Source organism: Haemophilus sp. SZY H8, from assembly GCF_018829755.1.
In the GTDB taxonomy this organism is placed as follows: domain Bacteria; phylum Pseudomonadota; class Gammaproteobacteria; order Enterobacterales; family Pasteurellaceae; genus Haemophilus; species Haemophilus haemolyticus_K.
This window is the reverse complement of record NZ_JAHKJY010000003.1, coordinates 244473-260364: the sequence shown is the minus strand read 5'-3', so window position 1 is coordinate 260364 and position 15892 is coordinate 244473. Positions and strand designations below refer to the sequence as shown.

General features: G+C 37.7%; 16 protein-coding genes and 2 tRNA genes. 10 read left to right on the top strand and 8 right to left on the bottom strand.

Going from position 1 to position 15892, the window contains the following annotated elements; genetic code table 11:
• Positions 1-83 precede the first annotated feature (83 nt).
• Positions 84-2765, top strand: a complete 2682-nt coding sequence (locus tag KKW16_RS06700; protein WP_215768090.1) for a YadA-like family protein — start codon at positions 84-86, stop codon at positions 2763-2765.
• A gap of 51 nt (positions 2766-2816) precedes the next feature.
• On the opposite strand, the gene glpX is transcribed toward KKW16_RS06700, so the two are convergent.
• A complete protein-coding gene (gene glpX / locus KKW16_RS06695) occupies positions 2817-3830 on the bottom strand; it encodes a class II fructose-bisphosphatase (RefSeq protein WP_215768089.1) in 1014 nt (337 codons plus the stop codon).
• A gap of 150 nt (positions 3831-3980) precedes the next feature.
• On the opposite strand from glpX, the gene KKW16_RS06690 reads away from it, so the two are divergent.
• From KKW16_RS06690 to dtd, 3 genes are all read left to right on the top strand, one after another.
• On the top strand, positions 3981-4199 hold the full coding sequence (locus tag KKW16_RS06690) for a cell division protein ZapB (RefSeq protein WP_046949384.1): 219 nt from the start codon (positions 3981-3983) through the stop codon (positions 4197-4199).
• A gap of 109 nt (positions 4200-4308) precedes the next feature.
• On the top strand, positions 4309-4749 hold the full coding sequence (mioC, locus tag KKW16_RS06685; protein ID WP_048953319.1) for an FMN-binding protein MioC: 441 nt from the start codon (positions 4309-4311) through the stop codon (positions 4747-4749).
• Positions 4746-5180, top strand: coding sequence for a D-aminoacyl-tRNA deacylase (gene dtd / locus KKW16_RS06680; protein ID WP_215768088.1), 435 nt, complete (start codon positions 4746-4748; stop codon positions 5178-5180). Before mioC ends, dtd begins: the two co-directional genes overlap by 4 nt.
• Positions 5181-5237: 57 nt before the next feature.
• Here dtd and purT read toward each other — a convergent pair whose 3' ends face one another.
• The 5 genes from purT to folD form a co-directional block, all read right to left on the bottom strand.
• The gene (gene purT, locus KKW16_RS06675; RefSeq protein WP_215768087.1) at positions 5238-6419 is read right to left on the bottom strand and encodes a formate-dependent phosphoribosylglycinamide formyltransferase; all 1182 of its coding nucleotides are present in this window, start codon (positions 6417-6419) and stop codon (positions 5238-5240) included.
• Positions 6420-6427: 8 nt separating this feature from the next.
• Positions 6428-6931: an S-ribosylhomocysteine lyase gene (gene luxS / locus KKW16_RS06670; protein ID WP_065265494.1), complete on the bottom strand. Its 504-nt coding sequence runs from the start codon at positions 6929-6931 to the stop codon at positions 6428-6430.
• 340 nt (positions 6932-7271) lie between these two features.
• Entirely contained in the window at positions 7272-7745 is a 474-nt protein-coding gene (locus tag KKW16_RS06665; RefSeq protein ID WP_140586674.1) for a YqaA family protein, read from the bottom strand.
• Positions 7745-8347, bottom strand: coding sequence for a beta-phosphoglucomutase family hydrolase (locus KKW16_RS06660; protein WP_215768086.1), 603 nt, complete (start codon positions 8345-8347; stop codon positions 7745-7747). Before KKW16_RS06660 ends, KKW16_RS06665 begins: the two co-directional genes overlap by 1 nt.
• Before the next feature lie 294 nt (positions 8348-8641).
• The gene (gene folD / locus KKW16_RS06655; RefSeq protein WP_048953314.1) at positions 8642-9496 is read right to left on the bottom strand and encodes a bifunctional methylenetetrahydrofolate dehydrogenase/methenyltetrahydrofolate cyclohydrolase FolD; all 855 of its coding nucleotides are present in this window, start codon (positions 9494-9496) and stop codon (positions 8642-8644) included.
• Positions 9497-9673: 177 nt separating this feature from the next.
• On the opposite strand from folD, the gene KKW16_RS06650 reads away from it, so the two are divergent.
• From KKW16_RS06650 to KKW16_RS06625, 6 genes are all read left to right on the top strand, one after another.
• Positions 9674-9750, top strand: a tRNA-Pro gene (locus tag KKW16_RS06650).
• 48 nt (positions 9751-9798) lie between these two features.
• Positions 9799-9875: transfer RNA gene (locus tag KKW16_RS06645), tRNA-Arg, on the top strand.
• A gap of 120 nt (positions 9876-9995) precedes the next feature.
• A complete protein-coding gene (rapA, locus tag KKW16_RS06640; RefSeq protein ID WP_215768085.1) occupies positions 9996-12767 on the top strand; it encodes an RNA polymerase-associated protein RapA in 2772 nt (923 codons plus the stop codon).
• Between the two features lie 2 nt (positions 12768-12769).
• Entirely contained in the window at positions 12770-13429 is a 660-nt protein-coding gene (gene rluA, locus KKW16_RS06635) for a bifunctional tRNA pseudouridine(32) synthase/23S rRNA pseudouridine(746) synthase RluA (protein WP_106013739.1), read from the top strand.
• Between the two features lie 26 nt (positions 13430-13455).
• A complete protein-coding gene (locus KKW16_RS06630; RefSeq protein WP_106013737.1) occupies positions 13456-14034 on the top strand; it encodes a rhomboid family intramembrane serine protease in 579 nt (192 codons plus the stop codon).
• A 29-nt stretch (positions 14035-14063) separates the two neighbouring features.
• Complete coding sequence (locus tag KKW16_RS06625; RefSeq protein ID WP_048953310.1) at positions 14064-14816, top strand: DeoR/GlpR family transcriptional regulator; 753 nt, start codon at positions 14064-14066, stop codon at positions 14814-14816.
• Between the two features lie 55 nt (positions 14817-14871).
• Here the strand turns inward: KKW16_RS06625 and nusG are convergent, their stop codons facing one another.
• Together nusG and secE are read right to left on the bottom strand one after the other, a co-directional pair.
• On the bottom strand, positions 14872-15429 hold the full coding sequence (nusG, locus tag KKW16_RS06620) for a transcription termination/antitermination protein NusG (RefSeq protein WP_048953309.1): 558 nt from the start codon (positions 15427-15429) through the stop codon (positions 14872-14874).
• A 1-nt stretch (position 15430) separates the two neighbouring features.
• Positions 15431-15847 carry a preprotein translocase subunit SecE gene (gene secE / locus KKW16_RS06615; RefSeq protein ID WP_111407797.1) on the bottom strand — a complete coding sequence of 139 codons (417 nt, stop codon included), beginning with the start codon at positions 15845-15847 and terminating at the stop codon, positions 15431-15433.
• Between the last annotated feature and the right edge of the window lie 45 nt (positions 15848-15892).

Genomic DNA, 15892 nt, shown 5'->3' with positions numbered 1-15892 from the left:
TTTATAAGTATGTAGAATCCCAGAAATGTATAATTTCAAATCGATTATTGATTTTAAATAGTTCAAGGATTGAGGAGAATATTTTGAAAAAACATACAATTCTTACTACAGCAAAAAGCTCAGTAGCCTTATTGCTCTTTACATTGCCTTTATCTTCTAATCTTGCCTATTCTGCCCCGTCCACAACGGGTGAAGGGAATATTGTCACTGGCGATCATGGCGTTGCAACTGGTTATAATAATACTGTGACGGCTACAAATGGCTTGGCGCAGGGTAATGATTCTGTTGCAACAGGTGGGAATATTTCTCGCAAAGAATTTGATGAAAAATTAAACGAAAGAAAGCAAACGATTGCAGATAAAAGCAAAGAGGAAAATAACCTTTCTGATATAAATAAAAAAATTGAAACTAACAATAAAGCTACTGAAGATCTAAATAAAAAAATTAATGAAATAACAGATTTAATCAAACAATCTAACGATAAAAAAAATCAAGTTACTTCGCTGAAGAATGATTTGGCCAATAAACAAAAAGAATTAGCCAAATTAGACAAAGAGCGGGAAGAGGCTAAAGAATACGCTAGTCATTATCCTTCAATCTATTCAGAGGATGAAAATGTTTCGATAAAATTCCAGAAACAACTTAAAGAACTTGATTGGAATAAACTTTCGGATAACTCTGCCGGAACAACTGGGGTACAAAAACTAGCAAAAGACCTAAAAGAGCGAGTTGAGGCTGATTACCCTAATGTTTCTGAACTTAAAAAATTTGGTATAGATAAATATGAAGTTATAGTTAATGGATATGATAACGCTAGAGGATCATTTGAATATAACAAAAAAAAGATAGAAGATACGATTAGATCTAGAAATCAACAATACTTATTTTACTACGGAGCTGGAAGAGATCTAAGTTCATACACCTCTGATCATGATGGCATTACAGATTTACTAAGAAATGTCACTTCTGTAGACCCTGTAAAAATTACAAGTATCGATAATATACCAAGCCGAATTACAGATGACTTTTTCTCATCCCAAAAACAAGATCGTTATGTACAATTTTCTACCCTACTAAATATAATAAATGGGAATAATATCATAAGTGATTTAAGTAAAGCTTATAAGCTTAATAAAATACATACTGATAATTATTACAAACCAAATTACGTAGCGAATACTGTATTTTATCTTCCACCAATAAAAGCTAGTGATGATCAAGTAAATCACAGTAATTTTTTATTAACTAGACACCATTATAATCCAAGTGATTTTGATGACATGAACGACAGTGAGGATAATCATAAAGTTGAACATCGCTTTAACACAGAAGCTGAGAAAACAAAGTATTATCTTTACTATGGTCAAACAAAAACATTTTTTGATAAATTTTTTAATGGAGAAGAAAATAACACCCCTCAGGATGTAGATCGTTTAAGAGAATGGGTAAATACATTTTATAATGACTTTGATAATCTAATTGATCGTGAAGCACCTGAAGAAAAATGGCTTTTTGATAAAAAAGACTTTCTTAAGCAACTTGAAGATGTGGAAAGTTTTGCTAAGAAAATTTCAGACTATATAGCTGTTTATGATAAGTCAATCGCTGACCCAACTCCAGAAAATAGAGGTAAACGAAACAGTTTATATGAAGAAATCTCTAAGCTAAAAAACGATTCTAAAAATTATTATGAAAATATTGAATTTAAATTTAAGGAATCTACCAAGAAATTATGGAATGAATATGCTGACGAGACAGCAAAAGAATTAACTGATTGGGCTAAAAAATTAAAACTTTATGACCCATACAATGAAGTTGTTAAGGGAATAACAGAAGCATCTGAAAAAGCCCAAAAAGCCTTAGATGACGCTCAAATAAAATTTGAGAAGATGGAAGAAGAAATCAATGATCTTAAATCTCAAGTTGAAAAACTACAATCAGCTTCGGATTCAAATAATTCAGATGAGTTAAAACGAAGACAAGAAGAACTTGCAGATAAACAAGCTGAAAAAGAAAAGCTTGAAAAAGAGCGAGCAGAAAAAGAAAAAGAATTAAAAAAACTGGAGGAAAAACTAACAAGTATCCTCGGTAAGACCGGTGAAAACTCAATTGCTGCAGGGAAAGAATCCTTTGCGAGCGGTACAAACTCAATTGCTATCGGTACTAAAAATGAGGTGACGGGTAATAATTCTGTAGCGATTGGTGCGGGGAATAAAGTTGCATCACATAATGTGATGGTGTTAGGCAATAATGTCACTGTTGATGCAGGCTTTGATGGTGCTGTAGTATTAGGTAATGAATCTGCGCCAAGTAAACCAATGCCTGTAGAAAGCATCACTATTCAAGGCACCACTTATCGATTTGCTGGTACAAATCCAACATCAACTGTCAGCGTAGGTGCCGAAGGTAAAGAGCGTCAAATTACGCACGTTGCAGCAGGTCGTATTACCAGTACATCAACGGATGCGATTAACGGCTCTCAACTTTATTCTGTTGTCGAAGCTATTAATCAAAAAGTTACTCAACATAATAAAATGTTGAAAGCGGGGATTGCGGGCTCTGCTGCAATAGCTGGATTACCACAAGTGCGAGGTAATGGTAAGTCTATGGTTTCTGCGGGGGCAGGAAACTTCAAAGGACAAAATGCTATCGCAGTGGGATATAGCCGCTCTAGTGACAACGGTAAAGTGTTGTTCCGCTTAAGCGGAAGCACAAATACGCAAGGCGATGTGGTAAGCTCCGTTGGTGTAGGCTACGAATGGTAAGCTAAGCAACACAAAAGTGCGGTGAAATTTCACCGCACTTGTTGTAGATAACTAAATATTCAAAATCTTATAAATTTCAGAATCTTTACGAGCTAAGTCATGAATTGATTGTATTTTTTGGATTGCACATGATTGACCACAGATTAAGAGGGTTTCTGTAAAAGCTAAATTACCCTTGCGAGAGATACCTTTTAGCAAATCACCATGGGTGATACCCGTTGCGGTAAATACAAGGTTGTCATCACGCACAAGATCTTCAAGTTTTAACACTTCATTGATTTTTACGTCTAATGCTTCACAACGCTGAATTTCATCAGCAGCAATTTTTTTATTTTCTTCCGTATCACCTTTTACTTCGTTACGAGGAAGTAAACGAGCTTGCATATCGCCACCTAATGCACGAATTGCTGCGGCAGCTGCCACGCCTTCTGGCGCACCACCGATTCCGTAAAGAAGATCGACTTCGGCATCAGGCAAACAGCACAATACGGAACCTGCTACATCACCATCAGGAATTGCCATTACTCTCACGCCCAAGTTATGCATTTGTTTAATTACCGCATCATGGCGTGGTTTTGCTAATACCATTACGGTGAGATCAGAAAGGGATTTTCCTAGCGTAGATGCGACACAGCGAAGATTTTGTTCCAGTGGTAAAGTTAAATCAATCATGCCTTTAACATTTGGGCCTACCACCAATTTTTCCATATACATATCGGGTGCTTTTAAAAAGGTATTTCTGCCGCCAGCTGCCAAGACGGAAATAGCATTAGACTGACCCATTGCGGTCATACGCGTGCCATCAATAGGATCAACGGCGATAGAAACTAATTCTCCCATGCCAGAACCGACTTTTTCACCAATATAAAGCATTGGTGCTTCATCAATTTCACCTTCGCCAATCACGATTTCAGCATCCATATCGATTAAATTTAGCATATAACGCATAGCTTTTACTGCAGAATCATCAGCCGCATTTTTATCTCCCCGCCCAAACCATGTATGAGCAGCTAATGCGGCCATTTCTGTTACACGTGAAAATTCAATTGCTAGGGCAGCGTTCATTTTATTCTCCTTTGACTTTTAGCCATAAAAACGGTGTGATTTTATCATTACGTTATTGAACGCATAATAATTTTTTCTCCAACGCTTTAAAAAGGCAAATTTACTGGGTAAAATACTCTCAAACTTACCCATATTTAAAAGGAAATCATTATGTCTTTAGAAATTTTAGACCAGCTTGAAGAAAAAATTAAACAAGCGGTAGAAACCATCCAATTGCTTCAATTAGAAGTTGAAGAATTAAAAGAGAAAAACGCAGAATCTCAAAGAAATATCGAAAGTTTACAAACTGAAAATGAGCAACTGAAAAACGAACACCGCAACTGGCAAGAACATATTCGTTCATTGCTTGGCAAATTTGATAACGTTTAATCGTAACAAAAGGCTTAGAAAATCTAAGCCTTTTTATTTTAATCATTTCAGAAATATTCTTTTTGCTTTTCCCTCGAATGAGGGAAGAAAATAAATACAGGATAATCAAATGCACATTTGCATTCTCTCTGGCAGCACTTTAGGTGGTGCAGAATATGTTGCCGAACATTTAAACGATGTTTTAGAAACTCAAGGTTTTTCCACCGCTCTTTTTCACGGACCAAGTTTATCCGATATCGAAAATGAAAAAATTTGGCTTGTTGTGACTTCAACTCATGGTGCAGGCGAGTTGCCAGATAATTTAAAACCTCTATTTGATGAATTAGCTAAAAATCAAAGCGATTTTTCAGATGTTCGCTTTGCGGTCGTTGGATTAGGTAATTCTGATTATGATACGTTTTGCTATGCTGCGGACAAAGTGGAGCAAACTCTCCAAGAAAAAAGTGCGGTAAAAATTTGCGAGACTTTAAAAATTGATGTTTTAAACGTGGATGATCAAGAAGGCTATGCTGAAGCATGGTTACCGAGCTTTATCGAGGGATTAAAATGATTGCTTTAATTCAGCGTGTGTCTCAAGCGAAAGTTGATGTAAACGGTGAAACAATAGGACAAATTGGCAAAGGTTTACTGGTTTTGCTTGGTATAGAAAAAGAAGATAACCAAGAGAAAGCGGATAAACTTGCTGAGAAAGTGCTTAATTATCGAATTTTCAGTGATGAAAATGACAAAATGAACTTAAATGTTCAACAAGCACAAGGTGAATTACTTATTGTTTCTCAATTTACATTAGCGGCGGATACACAAAAAGGTTTGCGTCCAAGCTTTTCAAAAGGTGCGCCTCCAGCATTGGCTAATGAATTATATGAATACTTTATCCAAAAGTGCGGTGAGAAATTACCTGTTTCAACAGGGCAATTTGCAGCGGATATGCAAGTGAGTTTAACAAACGATGGTCCAGTGACATTTTGGCTTAATATATAAAATCTTCTATAAGATAGACGCAAGCTGAAAGGCTTGCGTCAGTGAGTATGGGAAATATTAGAGTGTAATTTCTAATTTTTGATAAGCTTGATTTACCTTTTCTAGCGCTTTTTCTACGGAAACGTCTCGTGCTAATAACACGCCTAAACGTCGGTGGCCATTAACCTCACTTTTACCAAATAAACGAATATTCGTATGGGGTTCAGCAAGCACTTTATCAATCGCACCAAATTTTACATTCTTTGATTTCCCTTCTACAACAATAGCTTTAGATGCGGATGGACTAATTAAAGTAATCTCTGGAATAGGTAAACCTAAAATGGCTCTTGCGTGTAAGGCAAATTCTGAAAGCTCTTGAGAAATAAGCGTGACCATGCCTGTATCATGTGGGCGTGGTGAGACTTCGTTAAAAATGACATTATCTCCACACACAAACATTTCTACGCCAAAGATGCCTCGTCCACCTAGTGCACTTGTAATTTTCTCCGCAATCGATTGCGCTTTTTCCAATGCAATATCCGACATCACTTGTGGTTGCCATGATTCTCGATAATCACCTTCTTCTTGGCGATGGCCAATTGGTGCTAAGAAGCTTGTACCATTGATATGACGAACGGTTAAAAGCGTAATTTCATAATCGAATTTTACAAACCCTTCTACAATTATTCTTCCTGCACCAGCACGGCCACCTTCTTGTGCATAATCCCATGCTTTTTGAATATCGTCTTTAGATCTTAAAATACTTTGCCCATGACCAGAAGATGACATGATTGGTTTCACGACACAGGGAATGCCAATTTTTTCTACCGCATTTTGGAAATCAGTAAAATTATCTACAAATTGGTAAGGCGAGGTGGGTAACTTAAGTTCTTCTGAGGCCAGTCGGCGAATCCCCTCACGATTCATAGTAAGTTGTGTGGCTTTGGCGGTAGGTACCACGTTAAAACCCTCTTGCTCTAATTCCACCAGTGTTGCTGTTGCAATTGCTTCTACTTCTGGCACGATGTAGTCAGGTTGTTCTTGTTTTACAAGTGTTTTTAATGCTTCACCATCCAACATTGAGAGTGTATAGGCACGGTGTGCAACTTGTTGTGCTGGGGCATTTTCATAGCGATCCACTGCAATTACTTCTACGCCTAATCGTTGTAGTTCAATTACTACTTCTTTACCAAGTTCCCCCGATCCCAATAGCATCACTTTTGTTGCATTAGGTGTTAATGCGGTACCAAGTGTTGTCATTATTTCTCCTATTTTAATAATGCATTATCTAATGTTAAATCTTCGTTTTTATTAATACCAACACGACGAGCAATCACATTTTTTGCGATTTCATGTGCTTCTTCTAAAGAGTGCTCTGTATATGTGCCACATTGATAAATGTTTAATTCCGGAATTTTGGTTTGATCTTGTACATTTAAAATATCGTGCATTGATGCTAACCAAGCGTTAGCGACTTGTTGTTCGTCTGGTGTGCCGATGAGAGACATATAAAAACCGGTTCGACATCCCATAGGTGAAATATCAATAATTTCAACATCTTCGTTATTTAAGTGATCACGCATAAAACCTGCAAATAAGTGTTCTAGAGTGTGGATTCCTTTTGGAGGGAGGATTTCTTTATTGGGAATGCAGAAACGTAAGTCAAAAATAGTAATATCATCACCTTTAGGTGTACGCATTGTTTTAGCCACACGCACGGCAGGGGCATTCATTTTAGTGTGGTCTACTTTAAAACTATCAAGTAATGGCATAAATTTTCCTTATAAATCAGTTGATTAAGAATTATTTGAATGAATGTTCATTTTTTTACAATTTTTTTATGAACTTTATAGCAAGGTCTTTGTCCTATAAGACGAGCAACTTGCAGTTGTTTTAATAAAATTGGTTCCTTAGGTTATTTGCCCCGTATTCTTGCGGGGCTTTTTTCTTTGTATTTTTTGTTAGATTTTATTTTTTGGAATTTTTTTAATTTATGTGAACTTTTTCCAGATGGGCTTGTCTGATAGAACAAGCAACTTGCAGTTGTTTTAATAAAATTGGTTCCTTAGGTTATTTGCCCCGTATTCTTGCGGGGCTTTTCTTTTGTCCATTTTATAATAAGAAAGGTACACTGAGAAACAATAACGCGACATAACGTACCAGTTTTCCAAGAAAAATAAAAAAACAGCTCGCGATAAAGTTCAATCTAAGCCAGCCCGCTAGGGCGCAAAATAAATCGCCTACTATAGGTAGCCAACTTAATAGTAAGGTGAGTGAACCATAACGTTGAAGTTGCTTCATAACCCATAAAGTGCGGTGATTTTTTGGCCTAAATTGAGGAAGCCAGCGCCCTATTCCATAAGTAGTTAAGCTACCTAGCCCATTACCTAGTGTTGCCATAAAAAGAAGTAAAAAAATATCCGTACTTAGCCAAGTTCCTAACGCTAATTTGGGGATAGCTAATACAATAAATATTATCTCTGAATTACCTGGTAATACCGTCGCACTTAGAAATGCACTTGCAAACATTAACCATAAGGCATGAGTTTGCCAAAAATCGGTGAGTAATCCTAATAACCATTCCATCATTTTGTGGTTATAATTTGTTGAGTACGAATATCAAAAACATCTATTCCGGCACTTAAACCTGCTTTTACACCCAAGTCTGCATCTTCAAAAACAATACAGTTTGTAGGATTAATCTTGATCAGCTCTGCACAACGTAAAAAAGTTTCTGGATGAGGTTTATGCGCTTTTACATCGTCTGCACTGACAATGGCATTAAAATAAGAGGCAATATCAAGTTTATCTATCAACATATCAATAATTTTTCGATGAGAGCCCGAGCCTAGTGCAATCGGTTTTTTCTGATAGAAATGTTTTACAATATCAAATGTAGGAAGCAAGGTGGATTGTGATGGAATGAGCTGATAAGATAAAGCACGTTTTGCTGTAATAACTTCATCAAGGCGCTCAAGTGGCATATTAGCCGATTTCATCATTTCCTCTGCAATGGTTCTTACGGTTGCCCCACCTAAGTTATACATGATTTGACTGTCAAATTCGTAGCCAAATTGTTTTCCCACCATTCTCCATGCTTTTGCGTGAACAGGCATAGTATCAATGAGGGTTCCATCCATATCAAAAATTAATCCTTCATATCGATCGAACATTGCATAATTAAACATTTTTACATCCTTACTTATTTTTAAATTTTTATCATTTTGCTATAAAATTGCGATCTCTTGTTTTATTTTTATAAAGATCGGTAAATTAAAGCACAAATTTTGAACAAATAGAATTCAAATACGATTGCTTCAGCAATTAGAATGTTGGAAAGTTCCTAGGCGAATTAATTAATCGATTATTGAATATTCATACGCTTGTTTTAGATTGCAATGGAATAATATTGTCCCTGACTGATAAGAAATGATTTCATTCACATTGGTGAGCAAGGTTAAAGTTAACCTTGCTTTTGAATTTTATTGCGTTAATGTTTTTTTATAGGCATAAAGTGTATTGCTCATTAACATTGCAACGGTCATTGGCCCAACTCCACCTGGAACAGGGGTAATATATGCCGCTTTTTCAGCTGCTTTGTCAAACTCTACATCGCCTACTAATTTTCCATCTACACGATTAATTCCGACATCAATGACAACCGCACTTTCTTTGATCCAATCGCCAGGAATTAAATTCGGCTTACCCACTGCAACGACAAGTATATCAGCTTGGCGAACATGACTTTCCAAATCTTTAGTGAATCGATGAGTCACAGTGACGGTTGCACCTGCTAATAATAATTCTAAAGACATTGGGCGGCCGACAATATTGGATGCACCTACAATTACCGCGTGTTTGCCATGTAAATCAATGCCTGTTGTTTCTAATAGTTTCATTACACCATAAGGTGTGCAGGCTCGTAATGTTGGAATTCGTTGACACAATCTTCCTACATTATAAGGATGGAAGCCATCCACGTCTTTTTTCGGATCAATATGTTCAATAATAGCTTCTGCATTGATTTGTTGAGGTAAGGGGAGTTGTACTAAGATACCATCAATTGTTTTGTCGTTATTGAGTTTATCGATGAGGGCTAATAATTCGGCTTGTGTAGTTGTTTCTGGTAAATCATAAGATTGGGAAAGTATGCCGATTTCTTCACAGCTTTTACGTTTACTTCCTACATAAATTTGTGATGCAGGATCTGCCCCAACGAGAATGACTGCAAGCCCTGGTGCACGTTTACCTTGAGCAATATAATGTTCAATCTCAGAGGCAACATCAGATTTGATTTTTTTTGAAAGGGTAGTACCAGAGATGATTTGTGCCGTCATTTAGTTGTCCTTTTATATGAAAAGAGAGAAAACGTTTGCTATTCTAACGGACAATGAATTTTTTACAACGGGAAATAGTGACATTTCCTAAATTGAAATAATTTTGAGCAATTAGCTTAAAAAATAAAAAAAGTCATTGACTGGTATCAAAACAAATCTATAATTAATTCAGTTTATCGGCGAGTAGCGCAGCTTGGTAGCGCAACTGGTTTGGGACCAGTGGGTCGTAGGTTCAAATCCTATCTCGCCGACCACTTCTTTTATATTGTCTTGAAATTCTGTACAAAAGAAATCCTTTGAATGCGCCCTTAGCTCAGCTGGATAGAGCAACGCCCTTCTAAGGCGTGGGTCAAAGGTTCGAATCCTTTAGGGCGTGCCATTTATTTCTTCAATCCGTTTTTTATTCTCTTTTATTCTCTTTTATTAATTTCTTTTGCTATTTAAGCAAGCTACAATACGCCCCCAAATTTTATCAATATAAATCAGAAAGAGAATTATTATGCCCTTTGCTATTGGTCAGCGCTGGTTGAGTGAAAGTGAAAACGCTTTAGGATTAGGTATCATTACCGCATTAGATCAAAGAACTGTCGCGATTTATTTCCCTGCTGCGGATGAAACGCGTATATATGCTGCTGCACAAGCGCCTTTAAGCCGAATTGTATTTAGTAAAGGTGAAACATTATCTCATCAAGCTGGTTGGCAAGGTGAGATTTTAGACGTTCAAAATATGAACGGTTTACTCTTTTATTTAGTTAAAAATCCACAAGGTGAAGATGTCATTGTGCAAGAACGTGATATTTCACCGATTATTTCTTTTAGCCAAGCGAAAGATCGTTTGTTTTCAGCGCAAATTGATCGCAGCAGTCATTTTGCATTGCGTTATCGCACGCTTTGTCATCAGCAAGCACAATTTAAATCGCCATTGCGTGGTTTGCGTGGAACGCGTGCGGGTTTAATTCCTCATCAGCTTCATATTGCAGCTGAAGTCGGTAATCGAGTTAATCCTCGTGTGTTATTGGCGGATGAGGTTGGTTTAGGGAAAACCATTGAAGCTGGAATGATTTTGCAGAATCAACTTTTTGCTGAGAAAGTGCAACGTGTTCTTATTATCGTGCCAGAAACGTTGCAACATCAATGGCTGGTGGAAATGCTTCGTCGTTTTAATTTGCATTTTTCACTTTTTGATGAAGAACGTTGCAACGATTTTGATCTTGATGCCGTTAATCCATTTACAACTGAAAGCTTAATTATCTGTTCGCTGAATTGGTTAGCAACTCATCCAAACCGAGTAGAGCAGGCGCTTGATGCTCAATTTGACTGTTTAATTGTGGATGAGGCACATCACCTCGTGTGGTCAGAATCTTCACCGAGTGTAGCTTATTTATTAGTTGAACAGCTTGCTCGTATTATTCCCTCTGTCTTGTTACTTACTGCAACTCCAGAGCAACTTGGGCAAGAAAGTCATTTTGCTCGTTTGCGCTTACTGGATCCAGAACGTTTCTTTGATTATCAAACCTTTGTGAAAGAGCAGGAACACTATCAACCTGTGGTTAACGCTGTTGAATCTTTGCTGGCAAATAAGGCATTAAGTGCGGTAGAAAAAAATCATATTTCTGATTTGTTGCTTGAACAAGATGTCGAGCCACTTTTTAACGCGATTGCATCAAATAATGATGAAGAACAACAGCGTGCCCGTCAGGAACTGATCCAATCCTTAATTGATCGTCACGGCACTGGGCGAATGCTGTTCCGCAATACACGTCAAGGCGTGAAAGGTTTTCCGCACCGTGTTTACCACCAAATTACACTCTCGGAAGAGAATGATAAAATTGATTGGCTGATTGATTTCCTCAAACTCCATCGCGATGAAAAAATTTTTGTGATTTGTCAGACTGCGGCCACGGCGATTCAGTTAGAACAAATTTTACGTGAACGTGAGGCGATTCGTGCCGCAGTGTTCCACGAAAAAATGTCGATTATTGAACGAGATAGAGCCGCAGGGTATTTTGCGGATTTAGAAAACGGCGCACAGGTTTTACTGAGCTCGAGTATTGGCTCGGAAGGGCGTAATTTTCAATTTGCGGCAAATTTAGTGTTATTTGATTTACCGACAAATCCTGATTTATTGGAACAATGTATTGGCCGATTAGACCGTATTGGACAAAAACGTGATGTGCAAATTTATGTGCCTTGTGTGAAAGATTCGCCTCAAAGTTGTTTAGCGCGTTGGTACAATGAGGGGCTGAATGCTTTTGAACAAACTTGTCCAATGGGAATGGCATTATTTGCCCAGTTTTCTGATGAGTTGGAAAAAGTGCGGTCAAATTCTACCGCACTTTCAGAGAATGAATTTTCTGAATTATTAAAACAAACTAAAACCGCGCGAGAAAAACTCAAGATTGAGTTAGAAAAAGGTCGTGATCGTTTATTAGAGCTAAATTCTCATGGCGGTGAGCAGGCTCAAGCGTTAGCGGATCAAATTGCTGATGAAGATAATTCGCCTGAGCTTGTGAATTTTGCTTTAAAATTATTTGATATTATTGGCGTAGAGCAAGAAGATCTTGGGGCTAATAGTATTGTAATTAGTCCAACTGGGACAATGCTTGTGCCCGATTTTCCGGGTTTAAAAGAAGAAGGTGTGACGGTCACCTTTGATCGAGAACTTGCCCTTGCTCGCGAAGAAATGGAATTCTTGACTTGGGATCATCCTATGATTCGTCAAGGTATTGATCTTGTTGCTTCAGGTGATATTGGCAAAGCTGCAATGGCATTGCTTGTAAATAAACAACTGCCCGCTGGAACCTTATTAATTGAATTAATTTACGTGGTGGAAAGCCAATCGCCAAAAGGGTTACAGCTCAATCGTTTCTTGCCGCCAACGCCTATTCGTCTGCTGCTTGATAACAAAGGAAATAACATTGGTGAGCAGGTTGCCTTTGAAACATTGCATAGCAAATTGAAACCACTTGGTAAAAATATTGCCAATCAAATGGTGAAAATGGCACGGAGCAACATTGAAGCCTTGATTACACGAGGCGATCAACTGGTAAAATCCTTGGCAGAACCGATTATTGCTGAAGCTAAAAATCAAGCAGATCAACAATTAAGCGCAGAAATTAACCGTTTACAGGCTTTGCGAGCGGTAAATAAAAATATTCGTCAAAGCGAAATTGATATTTTGGAACAACAACGAACACAATCACTGGACGAGCTTTCTAAAGCAAATTGGCGTTTGGATTGCCTGCGTGTTATTGTGACGAACAAGGAATAAAAATGGCATTGATTGAATATAATCCGCCTCTTGAACCTTATTTAGAGATTATTTATCAAGATAATCATTTGTGCGTGGTGAACAAACCTAGCGGTTTGCTTTCTGTGCCGGGCAATCAACCACAATATTACGATAGTGCAATGAGTCGAGTAAAAGAAAAATTCGGCTTTTGTGAGCCAGCTCATCGTTTGGATATGGCCACGAGCGGCATCATTGTGTTTGCTTTAAGTAAGGCGGCGGATCGTGAATTAAAACGTCAATTTCGCCAACGTGAACCGAAAAAACATTATCAAGCGATTGTTTGGGGGCATTTGGAGAAAGATTATGGCGAGGTAAATTTGCCGATGATTTGTGATTGGGAAAATCGACCTCGCCAACGTTTGGATTTTGTTTTAGGAAAAAGAGCGGTCACAAAATTCGAAGTTTTAGCACGTTTGTCCAATAATAGTACTCGCGTGAAACTGACGCCCGTGACAGGCCGATCTCATCAATTACGCTTGCACATGTTAGCATTGGGGCATCCCATTCTAGGCGATAAATTTTATTCTCATCCACAGGCTAAAGCTATGTCGCCAAGATTATGCTTGCACGCAGAAGAATTGACGATTACCCATCCTATTACAGGGGAAACAATGACTTTTAATGCGAAATCCAATTTTTAAATTTGCGCAGAAGCACGAGATCACGAATGAAAAACTTTTTAGCTCAACAAGGAAAAATCACGCTAATTCTCACCGCACTTTGTGCACTTATTTATATTGCCCAACAGCTGGGTTTTGAAGACGATATTATGTATTTGATGCATTACCCCGCTTACGAAGAGCAAGATAGCGAAGCTTGGCGTTATATCTCACATACATTGGTACATTTATCTAATTTGCATATTTTGTTTAATTTGTCTTGGTTTTTTATTTTTGGTGGAATGATTGAGCGCACTTTTGGCTCGGTTAAATTATTGATGTTGTATGTTGTAGCATCTGCCATAACAGGGTATGTGCAAAATTATGTGTCGGGCCCCGCTTTCTTTGGACTTTCTGGTGTTGTCTATGCGGTTCTAGGTTATGTATTTATACGTGATAAATTGAATCATCATTTATTTGATCTGCCAGAAGGTTTTTTCACCATGTTATTGGTGGGGATCGCATTAGGTTTTATTAGCCCCTTATTTGGTGTTGAAATGGGAAATGCAGCGCATATTTCAGGCTTGATTGTCGGCTTGATTTGGGGATTTATCGATAGCAAATTACGTAAAAATTCGCTACAGTAGGTGTGTTCAATTTGGATAAAGGATTCTCTATGAAGCAGTCGTTACGGCATCAACAAATTATTAAACTGGTGGAACAATCCGGCTATTTAAGCACGGAAGAATTGGTTGCTGCCTTAGATGTTAGCCCTCAAACGATTCGCCGTGATTTGAATATTTTGGCGGAGTTAGATTTAATTCGCCGCCATCACGGTGGTGCGGCATCGCCATCTTCTGCAGAAAATTCTGATTACGTGGATCGTAAGCAATTCTTTTCATTACAAAAAAATAATATTGCACAGGAAGTCGCAAAGTTGATTCCTAACGGCGCATCTTTGTTTATTGATATTGGTACGACGCCTGAGGCTGTCGCCAATGCCTTGCTTGGACACGAAAAACTCAGAATTGTGACGAACAATCTGAATGCCGCTCATCTTTTACGCCAAAATGAAAGTTTTGATATTGTCATGGCAGGCGGATCATTGCGAATGGATGGTGGCATTATTGGCGAAGCTACGGTGAATTTTATTTCTCAATTTCGCCTAGATTTTGGTATTTTAGGGATTAGCGCGATCGATGCAGATGGTTCACTATTGGATTATGATTACCACGAAGTACAAGTAAAACGAGCGATTATTGAAAGTTCACGTCAGACCTTATTGGTGACCGATCACTCTAAATTTACGCGCCAAGCGATTGTTCGATTGGGCGAATTAAGTGATGTAGAATATTTGTTTACGGATAAGGTCCCTAATAGTGTTACCGATTATTTACACGATAAGAAAACAAAATTAGTTTTATGTTAGTTTTATCAGATATGAAGAAAAACCCCGCTTAATTAGCAGGGTTTTTTATATGTAATTAATGTATTTTTTCTACTTGACTAAATTCAAGTTCAACAGGTGTTGCGCGACCAAAGATAGATACTGAGACTTTTAAGCGACCTTTTTCATAATCTACTTCTTCTACTGTTCCGTTAAAGTCTGCGAATGGACCTTCAGTGACTCGAACTTCTTCACCAGGGTGATACTCATTACGATGGCGTGGTTTATCTGAGCTTTGTTCTAATCGATTTAGAATAGCATCTGCTTCACGTTTAGAAATTGGCGCAGGTTTATCAGGTGTACCGCCAATGAATCCCATGACACGGGGCACACTTTTTACTAAGTGCCAAGTATCATCATTCATTTCCATTTCAACAAGGACATAGCCTGGGAAAAATTTACGTTCGCTTTTACGACGTTTACCTGCAACATTCTCAACGACTTCTTCAGTTGGAACTAACACTTCACCAAATTGGTCTTCCATTTGTTGCTGTTTAATGTATTCACGCAAAGTTAAAGCCACTCGGCTTTCAAAACCAGAAAACGCCTGTAATACATACCAACGTTTTTTTGATACAGTTGTTTCTTCAGTCATTTTAGAATCTCAAATCAGTTAAGAAATTAATTACTGTGACAATAATCGAATCTGTCGCCCAGAAAAATAAGGATGCAATGATTGTTACCCCAATTACGATTAATGTAGTTTGACGCGCTTCTTGGCGACTTGGCCATACCACTTTTTGCGCTTCTATTTTTGAATCTTTAAAGAATGTACGAGCTTTTGTACCTTGATTAGTAATTGCAGCAAATGCAAAAGCAATCACTAATGCAATAACGACACCCACTACACGAATAGGTAATGAATATACTTTTTGGAAATAAACATTACCAATTGCAGCTGCCGCAAAAAAGACTGCGACTAAAATCCAAAGAAGGGTATTTAATCCTTTAGATTTATCTTCTACCACCGTCTCTGATACATTTTTCTTTTTATCAACAATTTCAGTTGCCATAAATTGAATCCGTTATTTACTTAGGAAAATAAGAATAAAGTTATA